This window comes from Phytohabitans flavus (assembly GCF_011764545.1).
Lineage (GTDB): Bacteria > Actinomycetota > Actinomycetes > Mycobacteriales > Micromonosporaceae > Phytohabitans > Phytohabitans flavus.
Genome location: NZ_AP022870.1, coordinates 701,889 through 717,979, shown reverse-complemented (window position 1 = coordinate 717,979; position 16,091 = coordinate 701,889). Strand labels below are relative to the sequence as shown.

The 16,091-nt window shown below is 71.6% G+C and carries 6 protein-coding genes and 7 pseudogenes; all 13 read right to left on the bottom strand.

The features are described 5' to 3' along the window. Nucleotides 1–363 precede the first annotated feature (363 nt). The gene (locus tag Pflav_RS03225) at nt 364–2,262 is read right to left on the bottom strand and encodes a primosomal protein N' (protein WP_173033621.1); all 1,899 of its coding nucleotides are present in this window, start codon (nt 2,260–2,262) and stop codon (nt 364–366) included. Nucleotides 2,263–2,343: 81 nt separating this feature from the next. Further along, a complete protein-coding gene (gene metK / locus Pflav_RS03220) occupies nt 2,344–3,537 on the bottom strand; it encodes a methionine adenosyltransferase (RefSeq protein ID WP_173033619.1) in 1,194 nt (397 codons plus the stop codon). A 105-nt stretch (nt 3,538–3,642) separates the two neighbouring features. Next, nucleotides 3,643–4,857 (bottom strand): bifunctional phosphopantothenoylcysteine decarboxylase/phosphopantothenate--cysteine ligase CoaBC, encoded by a 1,215-nt coding sequence (gene coaBC, locus Pflav_RS03215; protein WP_173033617.1) that lies wholly within the window; start codon nt 4,855–4,857, stop codon nt 3,643–3,645. A 3-nt stretch (nt 4,858–4,860) separates the two neighbouring features. Next, nucleotides 4,861–5,123: pseudogene (gene rpoZ / locus Pflav_RS03210) on the bottom strand (DNA-directed RNA polymerase subunit omega). Nucleotides 5,124–5,161: 38 nt separating this feature from the next. Next, the gene (gene gmk, locus Pflav_RS03205; protein WP_425568220.1) at nt 5,162–5,770 is read right to left on the bottom strand and encodes a guanylate kinase; all 609 of its coding nucleotides are present in this window, start codon (nt 5,768–5,770) and stop codon (nt 5,162–5,164) included. A gap of 26 nt (nt 5,771–5,796) precedes the next feature. Continuing rightward, nucleotides 5,797–6,114: an integration host factor, actinobacterial type gene (mihF, locus tag Pflav_RS03200; RefSeq protein WP_173033615.1), complete on the bottom strand. Its 318-nt coding sequence runs from the start codon at nt 6,112–6,114 to the stop codon at nt 5,797–5,799. Nucleotides 6,115–6,283: 169 nt separating this feature from the next. Continuing rightward, a pseudogene (gene pyrF / locus Pflav_RS03195) lies at nt 6,284–7,125 on the bottom strand (orotidine-5'-phosphate decarboxylase). Nucleotides 7,126–7,140: 15 nt separating this feature from the next. Next, nucleotides 7,141–8,359: pseudogene (locus tag Pflav_RS03190) on the bottom strand (adenosylmethionine--8-amino-7-oxononanoate transaminase). A gap of 88 nt (nt 8,360–8,447) precedes the next feature. After that, complete coding sequence (locus tag Pflav_RS03185) at nt 8,448–9,482, bottom strand: quinone-dependent dihydroorotate dehydrogenase (protein WP_173033614.1); 1,035 nt, start codon at nt 9,480–9,482, stop codon at nt 8,448–8,450. Then, nucleotides 9,479–12,792: pseudogene (gene carB, locus Pflav_RS03180) on the bottom strand (carbamoyl-phosphate synthase large subunit). Before carB ends, Pflav_RS03185 begins: the two are co-directional and overlap by 4 nt. After that, nucleotides 12,776–13,889: pseudogene (gene carA / locus Pflav_RS03175) on the bottom strand (glutamine-hydrolyzing carbamoyl-phosphate synthase small subunit). Before carA ends, carB begins: the two co-directional pseudogenes overlap by 17 nt. After that, nucleotides 13,886–15,153, bottom strand: a pseudogene (locus Pflav_RS03170) (dihydroorotase). Before Pflav_RS03170 ends, carA begins: the two co-directional pseudogenes overlap by 4 nt. Further along, nucleotides 15,150–16,089 (bottom strand): annotated as a pseudogene (locus Pflav_RS03165) (aspartate carbamoyltransferase catalytic subunit). The pseudogenes Pflav_RS03170 and Pflav_RS03165 overlap by 4 nt, the downstream one beginning before the upstream one ends. Nucleotides 16,090–16,091 lie beyond the last annotated feature (2 nt).

Sequence of the window (16,091 nt, the reverse complement as noted above, 5' to 3'; positions counted from 1 at the left end):
TTCGCCCCATTTCAATACCCAAAAGCCACCCACAACATTGAGCTACCGCGATGTCCGCCGTGGTCCAGACCGCCGCTCCCGCAGCCTCACCCTCCGCGCTTCACAACCCCGGGGTCAACCTCCGCCAGAGGGTGGCACTTCTGAGCGATTTGTCCGCTGACCGCAAGATCCAGACAAGCCGTCCAACAGATCGTGGTATTTAGCTGCCCCTATAACGGCAGTTCCGTACCACGATCTGCTTTCGCCGCCGCGAAAGCCGGAGGCAAAGAAGGGGTAACCGCGACCAGGCGCGGAGGGTGAGGCCGCGGGAGCAGCGGTCCGGACCACCGCGGACATCGCGGTAGCTCGCTATTTGAAAAGGATCTAGAGAAGGTCCATCGGGTCGATTTGGATGCGGACCGGCTGGGCTGCTTTGCGGGCCGTGCGGACGCCGGCGGCCTCGTGCATGGCCTTGGCGAGTGCGGCCTGGTGGGCGCGGCGGACCCGGACCAGCATCCGTTCCTGCCCCTCCGGCGCGGGTACCGGGCCGAGCAGCTCGGCGCCCTCGGGCAGGTGGGCCGTGGCGAGCAGGTCGGCCACCGCGTCTGGGGTGCCGGTGAGGCTGGCCATCCGGGCGGCGGGGGGAAAGCCCAGCTCGCGGCGTTCGGCAAGCTCGCGCGCGGCGGACCAGGAGGAGTCCCACCGGATCAGCGCCTGGACCGTGGGCAGCGAGCCGTCGGCGGCGACCACCACCCGGCCGGCGGGGCGGGAGAGCGCGGCGGCGTTCATCCAGCGGCGCAGGGTCTCCTCGCTCGCGCGCAGGTCGGCCCGGGTGAGCAGCGCCCAGGTGTCGAGCAGCAGCACCGCGCCGTAGCCGCCGGTCGCGACCGGCTCCGCGCCCGGCGTGGCCACCACCACGGCCGCCTCGTCGGGCACCACCGCCAGCACCTCGTCCCGGCCCGACGTGCGGATCGGCACGCCGGGGAACGCCCGCCCCAGCTCCTCGGCCGTGCGCCGGGCGCCGACGACCGCGGCGCGCAGGCGGCGGCTGCCGCAGGAGGGGCAGGTGTACGCGGCCGCGACCCGCCCGCACCACTGGCAGCCGGGCACGGCGTGGGACGAGCGCAGTGTGAGCGGGCCGGAGCAGTGCGGGCAGCGCGCCGGGGTACGGCAGTCGGCGCACGCCATCGACGGCAGGTAACCGCGCCGTGGCACCTGTACGAGCACCGGCGCGCCGGCCCGGAGCGCGGAGCGGGCGGCCTCCCAGGCCACACTGGGCAGTCGCGCCGTCGCGGCGGCCGCGTCGCGGGCCAGGTGCGGGTCGTCGCCGGTGGGGCTGACCGAGGGGGTACGGGCACGCGCGGTCTCCCGAGGCGCCACGATCTCCTTCGCCCAGCCGGTCTCCAGCAGGAGCTGGGCCTCGCTGGTCCGGGCGTACCCGCCGAGCAGGGCGGCGGCGCCGGCGAGCTGAGCCCGGGTGAGCAGCACCTCGCGGGTGTGCGGGTACGGGGCGCGCGGCTCGGCGTGCAGGTCGTCGCCGTCGTCCCAGAGCGCGACCAGCCCCAGGTCGGCGACCGGCGCGAACATCGCCGCCCGGGTACCCACCACGACCGGCACCTGCCCGCGGCTGGCGGCGAGGAACGCGCGGTACCGCTTGGCCGGCCCGAGCGCCGCCGACAACGCGACGTGCCGGCCGGTCCCGAGCACGGCGGTGAGCGCCGCGTCGACACGGTCGAGGTCGCGGGCATCGGCGACGACGGCGACCGCGCCCTTTCCGGCCCGTACGGTGGCGGCGGCCGCCTCGGCGAACCGGGCCGGCCAGTCCTCGCCGGGCAGCGCCGACCAGACCGCGCGCACCGGGCGCCCCTCGCCGAGCGCGGCGAGGAAGCCGGTCGCGCCGTAGGCACCCCACCCGCTGTCATCAAGCTTGATGTCCGAGATGTCTGGATCATCGGAGGCCGCGGGCGCCTGCTCGACCCGCGCGTGGCGAGGCGGGACGGCGAGGCGGAGGACGTCGGCCAGGTTGCCCGCGTACCGGTCGGCGACCGCCCGGGCCAGCCGCGCCACCTCGGCGGTGAGCACGATCTCGGGCGAGACGAGCTTCTCCACGTAGAGAAGCTTCTTCCCCAGCGACGACTCGTCGGCGCGCTCCAGCAGCCACCCGTCCACGAGCTGGCCGGAGAAGCGCACCTTCACCCGCGTACCGGGCTGCGCCCCCTCGTCGAGCTGCTCCGGCACCAGGTAGTCGAACGGCCGGTCGAGGTGCGCGAGCGGTACGTCCACGCAAACGCGAGCGACCGGCAACCGTGAAGCCGGCTGCCGGTCGCTCGTGCTGCGCGAAGTCACCGCGCCATTCTGCCGTCTTTACGCGCCCGCTGCGGACTTGAGGTCGGCGGCGCGGTCCGTGTTCTCCCAGGTCAGGTCGGGCAGCTCACGGCCGAAGTGGCCGTAAGCCGCGGTCTGCCGGTAGATCGGGCGGAGCAGGTCCAGGTCGCGGATGATCGCGGCCGGACGCAGGTCGAAGACCTCGTGGATGGCCTTCTCGATCCGCTCGACCGGCACCGACTCGGTGCCGAAGGTCTCCACGAACAGGCTCACCGGCTGGGCCTTGCCGATCGCGTACGCCACCTGAGCCTCCACGCGCTCGGCGAGGCCGGCGGCCACCACGTTCTTGGCGACCCACCGCATCGCGTACGCCGCGGAGCGGTCCACCTTGGACGGGTCCTTACCGGAGAAGGCACCGCCGCCGTGGCGGGCGTAGCCGCCGTAGGTGTCGACGATGATCTTCCGGCCGGTCAGACCGGCGTCGCCCATCGGGCCACCGATCTCGAAGCGGCCGGTCGGGTTGACCAGCAGCCGGTAGCCGTCGGTCTCCAGGCCGAGGCCCTCCAGCTCGGGGGCGATCACGTGCTCACGAACGTCCGGCGTGAGCAGCGACTCCAGCGAGATGTCCGGGGCGTGCTGCGAAGACACCACGACCGTGTCGAGGCGCACCGGGCGCAGCCCGTCGTACTCGACCGTTACCTGGGTCTTGCCGTCCGGCCGCAGGTACGGGATCGTGCCGTCCTTGCGCGCCGCCGAGAGGCGACGGGCCAGGCGGTGGGCGAGCGCGATCGGCAGCGGCATCAGCTCGGGGGTCTCCGAGCAGGCGAAGCCGAACATCATGCCCTGGTCACCCGCACCCTGGGCGTCCAGTGCGGACTCGGAGCCACCGGAGCGGAGCTCGAACGCGTTGTCCACGCCCTGCGCGATGTCCGGCGACTGCGAGCCGATGCTGATGCTCACGCCGCAGGAAGCGCCGTCGAAGCCCTTCTTCGACGAGTCGTACCCGATCCCGAGAATCGTCTCGCGCACGATCGTCGGGATGTCCGCGTAGGCCTTGGTGGTGACCTCGCCGGCCACGTGCACCTGACCGGTCGTGATCAACGTCTCGACCGCGACCCGGCTGCGCGGGTCCTCGGCGAGCAGGGCGTCGAGAATGCCGTCACTGATCTGGTCAGCGATCTTGTCCGGGTGGCCTTCCGTGACCGACTCGGAGGTGAACAGGCGGCGTGCCACGGTGCTCCTCACGTTTGTGTCTTCATGTTTCGCGGCAGTTTAGCCATCGCCGCGTGCAGTTCAAATAAGGTGGCGCTAAAGCCAGGCCACCAGCCTGACTGTCCGCTATGACATGGTGGTTAAGTGGGGTACCACCAGATCGAGGACGGCGTCGGCTAGCTCGTCTTTCGGCCGTTCGGCCAGCTCGGTCCTCGATCCGTCAGCACCGAACACCACAGCGGTGTTGGCGTCCGCGCCGAACACCCGGTCGACACCGACCCGGTTGAGCACGATCAGGTCGGCGCGCTTGCGAGCCAGCTTGGCGCGGGCGTTCTCGACCGCGTCGTCGCCGTCGGCCGTCTCCGCGGCGAACGCGACGAGCACCTGCCCCGGAGGCTTGCGCTCGCCGAGCTCCGCGGCGATGTCGGGGTTGGTGACCAGCTCGATCACCGGCGCCGCGCCGTCGTCGGCCTTCTTGATCTTCGAGGACGAGTACGCCGCCGGCCGGAAGTCGGCGGGAGCGGCGGCCATCACCACGACATCGGCGCTCGCGGCCGCCTCGACGGTCGCCTTGCGCAGGTCTTCGGTGGAGCCGACCCGCACGATGTCGACGCCGGCCGGGTCGGGCAGGGCGACATTCGCGCTGACGAGCGTGACCCGGGCGCCACGGGCGACGGCCGCGCGGGCGAACGCGTACCCCTGCTTGCCGGACGAGCGGTTGCCCAGAAAGCGCACCGGGTCCAGCGGCTCGCGGGTGCCACCGGCGGTGACCACGACATGGCGGCCGGTGAGGTCGGCGGCGGGTAGCCCGCCGCGGGCGAGCACCCGGCGCGCGACCGCGAAGATCTCGGCCGGGTCGGGCAGCCGGCCCTTGCCGGAGTCGGCGCCGGTGAGCCGCCCCACCGCCGGCTCGACCACGATCGCGCCGCGGGCGCGGAGCGTGGCCACATTGGCGGTGGTGGCGGCGTGCTCCCACATCTCGGTGTGCATGGCCGGCGCGAACACGACCGGACATCGCGCGGTGAGGAGCGTGTTGGTCAGCAGGTCGTCAGCGAGCCCGTGGGCGGCCTTGGCGAGCAGGTCGGCGGTGGCCGGCGCGACGATCACCAGGTCGGCGCTCTGGCCGATCCGCACGTGTGGCACCTCGTGCACCTGGGACCACACGTCGTCCGCCACGGGCTGCCCGGAGAGGGCAGCCCAGGTCGGCGCGCCGACGAAGCGCAAGGCGGAGGCGGTCGGCACGACGCGGACCGTGTGGCCGGACTCGGTGAAGAGCCGTAGCAGCTCGCAGGCTTTGTAGGCGGCGATACCGCCGCCTACGCCGAGGACGACCGCGGCCACTAGCTACGGAGTGTCGGTGGGCTCGGCCGTCAGCAGGCCGGCGTTGATCTCGCGCATCGCGATGGACAGCGGCTTTTCCTGGGGCGTGGTCTCGACCAGCGGCCCAACGTACTCCAGGAGGCCCTCGCCGAGCTGGCTGTAGTAGGCGTTGACCTGGCGGGCGCGCTTGGCGGCGAAGATGACCAGCGCGTACTTCGACGTGGTCTTCTCGAGCAGCTCGTCGATCGGGGGTTGGTGATGCCTTCGGGATTGGCGACGGAACCCACGTGGATCCTTTACTAATCGGTCAGCATTGGTCTATCAGTCAGCTCTGCGACCCCGGTCGCGCCGGGGCGAGAAATGATGAACCGAGCAAGCTTACCAGCTCGTCCGCGGCCCGCTCGACATAGTCGTTGACCACCGTCACATCGAACTCGCTCTCGGCGGCGAGCTCCTCGTCGGCGTGGGCCAGGCGGCGGCGGATGGTCTCCTCGTCGTCCGTACCCCGACCGATGAGGCGCCGCTTGAGCTCCTCGACGCTGGGCGGGGCCAGGAACACCAGCTGCGCCTCGGGCATCGCCTCGCGCACCTGGCGGGCGCCCTGCAGATCGATTTTCAGGAGGACCGGAACGCCGTCGTCGAGTCGGGCTTGGACCGGGCCGCGGGGCGTGCCATACAGGTTTCCGGCGAACTCGGCCCACTCCAGCAGCTGACCGCTAGCGATCATCCGCTCGAACTCGGGCCGGTCGACGAAGTAGTAATGCACGCCGTCGACTTCGTAATCGCGCATCTTCCGAGTGGTGACCGACACTGACAGCCACACCCACGGCGAGCGCGCCCGGATCAGCTCGATCACGCTGTCCTTCCCGACGCCAGAGGGGCCGGACAGGACGGTGAGGCGAGCCGCCGGGCGCGCGTCGTCTTCCATGCTCACTGCTTGTTTCTACACGGTGCTGCGGATCAGTTTGAAGCGAACTCCCCAAGCAGCGCCTTACGCTGCTGCTCGCCGAGTCCACGCAGGCGCCGACTGTCGGCAATCTTGAGCTTCTCCATGATCTGGGTCGCTCGGATCTTGCCGATGCCCGGGAGCGCCTGAAGCACGGCCGAGACCTTGAGTTTGCCTACGACGTCGTCGGACTCGGCACGTTCGAGCACGGCGGCGAGGGTGGTCTTGCCCTGCTTGAGCTGCTCCTTCAGCTCAGCGCGGGCCTTGCGGATCTCCGCAGCCTTCTCCAGCGCTGCTGCGCGCTGTTCGGGGCTCAGTGACGGGAGCGGCACCAGTTCTCCTCAGGTCCCTATCGCGGCGGCGCAACCACCGCCGCATCTGTGAAACATGGTGTGGCCCGGAACCAAAGGGGCATGTGATTCCCGGCGCCGGGAAAACTAGCGGGCAGCGACGTTTTCGGCAACGTCGGCGCGCCATGATCACGCAATCGTGACGGCGGCATCACCCTGCGGCGCCAGCGAGCACCACCCGGCAGTCGGCCTGCGCACGCGCCACGGCCGCACGCAGGGCCGCGGTGTCCGGGCCGTGTTTGAGCACCTCGCGGGAGTACGACGGGAGCACTGCCGAAACGTTCCCGGAAAAGACCCGACGAAGATCATCCGGCGTCCCACCCTGCGCACCCAGGCCCGGCGCGAGCATGGGCCCGCCCACACCGGACAGGTCGTGGCCTGTCACGCCTACGGTCGCCCCGACCACCAATCCGAAGCTGCCCAGCGGCTCCATACCCCTGTTGAGCTGCGAAATCTCGTCGATGACCGCCTGCGCGACGGTCCTGCCGTCCGCGGCGACCGCGTGTTGCACGTACGGTCCTTCCGGGTTGGACGTCAGCGCGAGCACGAACACGCCGCCGCCGTGCTTGGCCGCCGTATCGAACATCGGGGCGAGCGAACCAACTCCGAGGTACGGGCTAGCGGTGACCGCATCGACATACAGAGGACTGGATGGATCCAGGTACGCGTCGGCGTACGCGCGGACCGTGGAACCGATATCTCCGCGCTTGACGTCCAGCAGAACGAGCACGCCCGCATCTTTAAATTGTCGGATAGTCGACTCAAGGGTGGCGATTCCTCGCGATCCATGCCTCTCGAAGAATGCGGACTGTGGCTTCACAATCGCCACCTGGTCGCCGACCGCCTCCGCGACCCTCGCGCAGAAGGTGGCCAGGCCCTCCGGGTCGTCCCGCAGCCCCCACGCCGTGAGCAACGACGGGTGCGGGTCCACCCCACGCAGAGCGGTCCCCGCTCGTCCATCGCCCGGCGCAGCCGCGCCCCGAAGCTCTCCATCCAGCACCCTCCCGGCTAAGCCGCCCGCGCGGCGGCGATGATCGCGCGCGTGATCCGCGCCACGTCGCGGTCGTCCGCCACGTACGGCGGCATCGTGTAGATCAAGTCGCGGAACGGCCGCAGCCACACCCCGCGCCCACCGCCGCCGAGGTCGCCGCCGCCATGTCCACCGGCCGGTCCAGCTGGACCACGCCGATCGCACCCAGGACCCGGACGTCCAGCACGCCCGGAGCACCCTCCAGAGGCGCGAGGCCGGCCCGGAGCGCGGCCTGGATCCTGGTGACCTCCCCCGCCCAGTCGCCGTCGCGCAGGAGGCCGATGGAGGCGCTCGCCACGGCGCAGGCGAGCGGGTTGCCCATGAACGTCGGCCCGTGCGCCAGCACCGGCACCGCGCCGCGGGAGATCCCGGCGGCGACCTCCGCCGTGCACAGGGCCGCGGCCAGGCTCAGGTACCCGCCGGTCAGGGCCTTGCCCACGCACATGATGTCCGGGGTCACGCCGGCGTGGTCGGCGGCGAAGAACGCGCCGGTACGGCCGAAGCCGGTGGCGATCTCGTCGAGGATCAGCAGGACGTCGTACTCCCGGGTCAGCTCGCGCAGCGCCCGCACGTAGGCCGGGCTGTGGAAGCGCATCCCGCCGGCCCCTGCACGACCGGTTCCACGATCACCGCGGCGAGCTGGTCGGCGTGCGCCTCCAGCTCCGCCTTGAGCACCTGGATGTAGCTCTCGTCCGGTGGCGCGTCGAACCCGTCCGGCGGCGCCGGCGCGAACACCTGGCGGGGCAGCACGTCCGTCCAGAGCTGGTGCATGCCACCCTCCGGGTCGCAGACGCTCATGGGGTGGAACGTGTCACCGTGGTACCCGCCCCGCCAGGTGGCGAGGCGGTGCTTCTGGGGCCGCCCGCGCGAGCGCTGGTACTGCAACGCCATCTTCACGGCGACCTCGACGCTGACCGAGCCCGAGTCGCAGAGGAAGACGTGCTCCAAGCCGTCCGGCGTGACGTCCACAAGGGTGCGCGCCAGCGCCACGGCCGGCTCGTGGGTGAGCCCGCCGAACATCACGTGACTCATCCGCCCGAGCTGCCCGACCACGGCCGCGTCCAGGATCGGATGCCGGTACCCGTGGATCGCCGCCCACCACGACGACATCCCGTCGACCAGCTCCCGCCCGTCCGCGAGCCGCAGGAGCACGCCGTCCGCGCTCTCCACGACGTACGGGTCGGTGGTGCCCGGCATCGGCCCGTACGGGTGCCACACGTGCGCCCGGTCCAACGCCACGATATCGTCTGGCCGCACCCTGCCCTCCCCCTGTCGATGACCCGCCCTATCGCACGCCAACCGCCCGCGCTGACCTCGACCTGGCGGTCCGGGCGACGGACCGGACCAGGGCGGGGCCGCGGTAGATGAAGCCGGTGTAGAGCTGGACCAGGCTGGCGCCGGCGTCGAAGAGTCGGGCGGCGTCGTCCGGGTCGAGGATGCCGCCGACACCGATCACCGGCAGCCTGCCGCCGGTCTCACCGCATACGAAAGCAACGACGTCGCGGGCGCGTCCGGTCAGCGGGCGCCCGGACAGGCCACCTGCCTCCGCGGCGGTGGCCGAGTCGGCCGCCGCCAGGCCGTCCCGGGAGAGCGTGGTGTTCGTGGCGATCACGCCCGCCGCGCCTCGGTCGACGCACACCTGGAGCAGCTCGGCGATCGCCGGCTCGGTCAGGTCGGGAGCGATCTTCACCAGCACCGGCGGGCCGCCGACCAGCACCTCCAGCAGCGCGTCAAGGTGTTCGCGGTCCTGCAACGACCGCAGGCCGGGCGTGTTGGGCGAGGAGACGTTGACCGCCACATAGGACGCGTGCTCGCGCAGCAGGTCGTACGAGGCGTGGTAGTCGGCCACCGCCTCGCCCAGCGGGGTCGCCTTCGACTTGCCCAGCGAGATGCCCAGCGGTACCGGCAGCGGCCCGAGCTCCTTCAGCCGTGCCGCCAGCGCGGCCGCGCCGAGGTTGTTGAAGCCCATCCGGTTGATCACCGCCTCGCTCTCCCGCAGGCGGAAGAGGCGGGGGCGCGGGTTGCCCGGCTGCGCGTACGCGGTGACCGTCCCGACCTCGACGAAGCCGAAGCCGAGCGCGGGCCACGCGGGCAGCGCGAGTCCGTTTTTGTCCATGCCGGCGGCGAGCCCCACGGGGTTGGGGAAGTCCACGCCGAAGGCCCTCACCGGCGCGCTGGTGGCGTACCGGCGGCGCAGGATCCCCAGCACCCGCGGCGAGAGGCGGGACAGGCGGCGCAGTGTCCATTCGTGCGCCGCCTCCGCGTCACCGCCGCCGATCCGGAACAGGGCCGACCGGGCCAGCGCGTACGCGTAGCTCATGCACCCGCCCGCAGCACGTGGTGGAGCTCCTGGAGCGGGCGTACCGACATGTCGCCCCGGATCAGCGCCTCGATGCCCATCACCGCGGCGGTCACCCCGGGCACGGTCGTGATGCACGGGATGTCCGCGGTCACGGCGGCGCTGCGGATCTCGTACCCGTCGGAACGGGCACTCGCCCCCGAACCCTGCGGTGTGTTGATGACCAGCGCGACCTCGCCCGCGGCGATGAGCGAGACGGCGTCGCCGAGGGAGACCTCGAAGTGCTTGGGCACGGTCGTGACCGCGATGCCGTACCGGCGCAGCACCTCGCCGGTACCGGCGGTCGCGACGATCTCGAAGCCGAGGTCGGCGAGGCGCTTGACCGGGAAGACCATCGCCCGCTTGTCGCGGTTGGCCACGGTGACCAGGATGCGGCCGGCGGTGGGCAGCGAACCGTACGCCCCGGCCTGCGACTTCGCGAACGCCTGCCCGAAGCCGGCGTCGATGCCCATCACCTCGCCGGTCGACTTCATCTCCGGGCCGAGCAGGTTGTCCACGCCCTCGCCGGCCGGCGTGCGGAACCGTTTGAACGGCAGCACCGCCTCCTTGACCGCGATCGGCGCGCCGTCGGGCAGGTCTCCCCGTCGCCGGACGCCGGCAGCAGCCCTTCGGCTCGCAGGTCGGCGATGGTCGCGCCGAGCATGATGCGGCTCGCCGCCTTGGCCAGCGGCACCGCGGTGGCCTTGGAGACGAACGGCACGGTCCGCGAGGCGCGCGGGTTCGCCTCCAGTACATAGAGGACGTCGTCCTTGAGCGCGTACTGCACGTTGAGCAGCCCGCGCACGCCCACGCCCCGGGCGATCTCCTCGGTGTACCGGCGCACCTGGGCCAGGTGGGAGCCGGCGAGGGTGATCGGCGGCAGCACGCACGAGGAGTCGCCGGAGTGGATGCCGGCCTCCTCGATGTGCTCCATCACGCCACCGATGTACACCGCACCCGTCGCGTCGGAGAGGGCGTCCACGTCGATCTCGATCGCGTCGTCGAGGAAGCGGTCGACAAGCACCGGGTGGTCCGGCGAGATCTCCGTGGCGCGGCCGATGTAGCCGCGGAGCGTCGCCTCGTCGTAAACGATCTCCATGCCGCGCCCGCCAAGTACATAGGAGGGGCGGACGAGCACCGGGTACCCGATCTCGTCGGCGATGCCGCGGGCCTCCTCGAACGACGTGGCCGTGCCGTGCGCGGGCGCCCGCAACCCGGCCTTGGCCAGCACCGCGCCGAACGCGCCGCGGTGCTCGGCGAGGTGGATGGACTCCGGGGTGGTACCGACGATGGGAACGCCGGCGTCCTTGAGCCGCTGGGCGAGACCGAGCGGGGTCTGGCCCCCGAGCTGGACCACCACGCCGACCACGCCGGGCCCGCCCTCGGCGGTACCCGAGGAGTGCTCGGCGTGCCACACCTCCAGCACGTCCTCGAACGTGAGCGGCTCGAAGTACAGCCGGTCGGCGGTGTCGTAGTCGGTGGAGACGGTCTCCGGGTTGCAGTTGACCATGACCGTCTCGTAGCCCGCCGCGCGCAGCGCCATCACCGCGTGCACGCACGAGTAGTCGAACTCGATGCCCTGCCCGATCCGGTTCGGCCCGGAGCCGAGGATCAGCACCTTCGGCCGGTCGGAGGCGACGACCTCGGTCTCCTCGTCGTAAGAGGAATAGTGGTACGGCGTCTTCGCGGCGAACTCGGCCGCGCAGGTGTCCACCGTCTTATATACGGGGCGGAGCCCGAGCCGGTGGCGGAGCGTACGGATGCCGTCCTCGCCGGCGAACTCCGGCCGCAGCGCGGCGAGCTGCCGGTCGGAGAGGCCGGCCCGCTTCGCCCGCCGTAGCAGGGGCTCGTCGAGCACCGGCGCGGCCACGATCTCGGCGCGCAGCTCCACCAGCGAGGCGATCTGGTCGAGGAACCAGGGATCCATCCCGCCGGTCGCCTCGGCCACCTGTGCCACCGTGGCGCCTAGCCGCAGCGCCCGCTCCACCGTGTAGAGGCGGCCGTCGTGCGGAGTCCGCAATGCTTCCAAGGTGGACTCGAGCGCCGAGTCAGGGTCGGGCGTGGTCCAGAAGCCGCCCGCCTTGGTCTCCATCGAGCGCATCGCCTTGTTGAGCGCCTCGGTGAAGTTGCGCCCCAGCGACATCGCCTCGCCCACCGACTTCATCGTGGTGGTGAGCTCGGGGTCGGCGCCGGGGAACTTCTCGAACGCGAACCGCGGGATCTTCACCACCACGTAGTCGAGCGCCGGCTCGAAGGCGGCCGGGGTCTCGAGGGTGACGTCGTTGGGGATCTCGTCCAGCGTGTACCCGATGGCGAGCTTGGCGGCGATCTTCGCGATCGGGAAGCCGGTGGCCTTGGAGGCGAGCGCGGACGAGCGGGAGACCCGCGGGTTCATCTCGATCACCACGAGCCGCCCGTTTTCCGGGTGCACGGCGAACTGGATATTGCAGCCACCCGTGTCCACCCCGACCTCGCGGAGCACCGCGATGCCGAGGTCGCGCATGTTCTGGTACTCGCGGTCGGTGAGCGTCATGGCCGGCGCGACGGTGACGCTGTCGCCGGTGTGCACGCCCATCGGGTCGATGTTCTCGATCGAGCAGACCACGACCACGTTGTCCTTGCGGTCGCGCATCAGCTCCAGCTCGAATTCCTTCCAGCCGAGCACGCTCTCCTCGATGAGCACCTCGTGCACCGGCGAGGCGGCCAGGCCGGCGCCGGCGATCCGCTCCAGGTCCTCGCCGGTGTGCGCCATGCCGGAGCCGAGCCCGCCCATGGTGAACGACGGCCGGATCACCACCGGCAGCCCGAGATCGGCGGCGGTCTCGCGTACCTCGTCCATCGACCGGCACACGCGGCTGCGCGGGGTCTCTCCGCCCGCCCGCGCCACGATCTCCTTGAAGAGCTGGCGGTCCTCGCCGCGCCGGATCGCGTCGATGCGGGCGCCGATCAGCTCGACGCCGTACTTGTCGAGCACGCCCGACTCGTGCAGCGCCACCGCGGTGTTGAGCGCGGTCTGGCCACCGAGCGTGGGCAGCAGCGCGTCCGGCTTCTCCCGGGCGATGACCAGCTCGACGAACTCCGGGGTGATCGGCTCGACGTACGTGGCGTCGGCGAACTCCGGGTCGGTCATGATGGTCGCCGGGTTGGAGTTGACCAGGCTGACCCGCAGCCCTTCGGCGCGCAGCACCCGGCACGCCTGGGTACCGGAGTAGTCGAACTCGCACGCCTGCCCGATGACGATCGGCCCGGAGCCGATCACGAGCACGTGCTTGAGGTCACTTCGCTTCGGCACGGTCCACCAACTCCACAAAGCGGTCGAAGAGGTAGTCGGCGTCGTGGGTGCCCGCCGCGGCCTCCGGGTGGTACTGGACGGTGAACGCGGGCACGTCGAGCGCCCGCAGCCCTTCGACCACGTTGTCGTTGAGGCACACGTGCGAGACCTCGACCCGCCCGAACTCGGTGTCGACCGCGGCCTCCGGCTGCGCCTCGACAGCGAAGCCGTGGTTGTGCGAGGTCACCTCGACCTTGCCGGTGGTGCGGTCGAGCACCGGCTGGTTGATGCCCGGTGCCCGTACCGCAGCTTGTAGGTGCCGAAGCCCAGCGCCCGCCCCAGGATCTGGCTGCCGAAGCAGATGCCGAACAGCGGCACCCGCCGCCGCAGCACCTCGCGGGCCAGGCCGACCGCATGGTCGGCGGTGGCCGGGTCGCCAGGGCCGGGTGAGAAGAACACCGCGTCCGCGCCGAGCCCGAGCAGGTCGTCCACCGTGGACGTCGCCGGCAGCACGTGGGTGGTGACGCCGCGGGCGGCCAGCCGCCGCGGCACGTTGCGCTTGATGCCCAAATCCAAAGCCGCCACCGTGTACCGGTGCTCGCCGTCGGCCTTCACCGTGTAAGGCTCGGGCGTGGTCACCTCGGCGGAGAGGTCCGCGCCGACCATCTCGGGCGAGGCGAGCACCCGCTCGCGCAGCGCCGCCGGGTCGGTATCCACACTGGACACGCCGACCCGCATCGCGCCCCGCTCGCGCAGGTGCCGGGTTAGCGCGCGGGTGTCCACGCCGCTGATGCCGACGATCCCCTCGGCGGCGAGCCGCTCCTCCAGCCCGCCGGTGGCGCGCCAGTTGGAGCCGACCCGGGCCGGGTCGCGTACCACGTACCCGGCGACCCAGATCCGCACCGACTCGTCGTCCTCGCCGTTGACGCCGGTGTTGCCGATGTGCGGGGCTGTTTGCACGACGACCTGGCGGTGGTACGACGGGTCGGTCAGCGTCTCCTGGTACCCGGTCATGCCGGTGGTGAAGACGGCCTCGCCGAAGGTCTCCCCTCGGCCCCGTACGCCTCGCCCTGGAACGTGCGCCCGTCCTCGAGTACCAGGATGGCGGGCTTCCTCATTTGACAGCCTTCCCGTCCAGCACCGTCGCCTCGCCGCGCAGGAACGTCGCCATGATCCGGCCGGGCAGCGTCATCCCCGCGTACGGGGTGTTGCGGCTGCGGCTGGCCGACTCGCCCGGCTCGACGACCCAGCGGGCGGCCGGGTCGACGAGCGTGAGGGTGGCCGGCGCGCCCCGCTTGGGGTCGCGCCCGTGCTCGGTGAGGCCGGCGATCCGGGCCGGGGTGCGGGACATCCGCTCGGCGATCAGGTCCCAGTCCTCACCCAGCACGTCGAGCACGATCGAGATCGCGGTCTCCAGGCCGAGCATGCCGGGCCGGGCGTACGCCCACTCGCACTCCTTGTCCTCCACGGCGTGCGGCGCGTGGTCGGTGGCGACGACGTCGATGACGCCCTCGCGGAGTGCTCTCCTCAGCGCCTCGACGTCCGCCTGGGTACGCAGCGGCGGGTTCACCTTGAAGACCGGGTCGTAGCTCGTCGCCCGCTCGTCCGTGAGCAGCAGGTGGTGCGGGGTGACCTCGGCGGTGACCTTCACACCTCTTGCCTTCGCGTTGCGCAGCACGTCGACGCTGCCCGCCGTGGAGAGGTGGCAGACGTGCAGGCGGCTGCCCACGTGCTCGGCGAGCAGCACGTCCCGGGCGATGATCGCCTCCTCGGCGACCGCCGGCCAGCCGGTGAGCCCGAGGCGGGTGGCGACCTCGCCCTCGTGCATCTGCGCGCCCTCGGTCAGCCGGGGCTCCTCGGCGTGCTGGGCGATCACGCCGTCGAACGCCTTCACGTACTCCAGCGCCCGCCGCATCAGCGCAGGGTCGGCGACGCAGTGGCCGTCGTCGGAGAAGATCCGTACCTGCGCGGCGGAGGTGGCCATCGCGCCGAGCTCCGCCAGCCGCTCGCCGGCCAGCCCCACGGTCACCGCGCCGATCGGCTGTACGTCCACGAGCCCGGCCTCGCGGCCGAGCCTGTAGACCTGCTCGACCACGCCCGCGGTGTCGGCGACCGGCGAGGTGTTGGCCATCGCACAGACCGCCGTGTACCCGCCGCGCGCCGCCGCCCGCGAGCCGGTCTCCACCGTCTCGGCGTCCTCGCGGCCCGGTTCGCGCAGGTGGGTGTGCAGGTCGACGAGGCCGGGCAGCGCGACGAGCCCGCCGGCGTCGATGACCTGGGTGCCTTCGGCGGCGTCCCTTCGGCGATCACCCCGTCTCGGATCAGCAGGTCTGTCGGCTTGCGGCCGAGGACCGAAACACCCTTGATGAGGTATTGCGTCATGCCTTGCCTCCGAGCAGCAGGTAGAGGACGGCCATCCGCACGGATACTCCGTTGGCGACCTGTTCGACGATGGTGGATCGGGCCGAGTCGGCGACTTCGGGGGCGATCTCCATGCCCCGGTTCATCGGGCCGGGGTGCATGACGATCGCGTGGTCGGGCAGCCGGCGCATGCGTGGGCCGTCCAGCCCGTAGCGGCGGGCGTACTCGCGGGCGCTCGGGAAGTAGGAGGCCGCCATCCGCTCCCGCTGTACGCGCAGCATCATCACGACGTCGGCGTCGGGCAGGACGGCGTCGAGGTCGTACGACACCTCGGGCCGTGGCCGCGGACCCCTCGTGCGGCGCCCCGGTGCGCAGGTCCTGCGGGATGAGCGTGGGCGGACCGACGAGCGTCACCTTCGCGCCCAGCGTGGCGAGCAGGTGCACATTCGAGCGGGCCACCCGGCTGTGCAGCACGTCGCCGACGATCGCCACGCTCAGGCCGGCGAGGCGGCCGAGGCGGGAGCGCATCGTGTACGCGTCGAGCAGCGCCTGCGTGGGGTGCTCGTGGGTGCCGTCGCCGGCGTTCAGCACCGAACCCTCCACCCAGGTGGCGAGGCGGTGCGGCGCGCCCGAGGCGGGGTGGCGGATCACCACCGCGTCGGCGCCCATCGCCTGGAGGGTGAGCGCGGTGTCCTTGAGACTCTCCCCTTTGGACACGCTCGAACCCTTGGCCGAGAAGTTGATGACGTCCGCGGAGAGGCGCTTGGCGGCCGCCTCGAATGAGATCCGCGTGCGGGTCGAGTCCTCGTAGAAGAGGTTCACCACCGTACGGCCGCGCAGCGTGGGCAGCTTCTTCACCTCACGGCCGGCGAGCGTGGCCATCTCGGCCGCGGTGTCGAGGACCAGCGTGGCGGTCGCCGCGTCCAGGTCCGCGGCGGAGAGCAGGTGCTTCATTATGT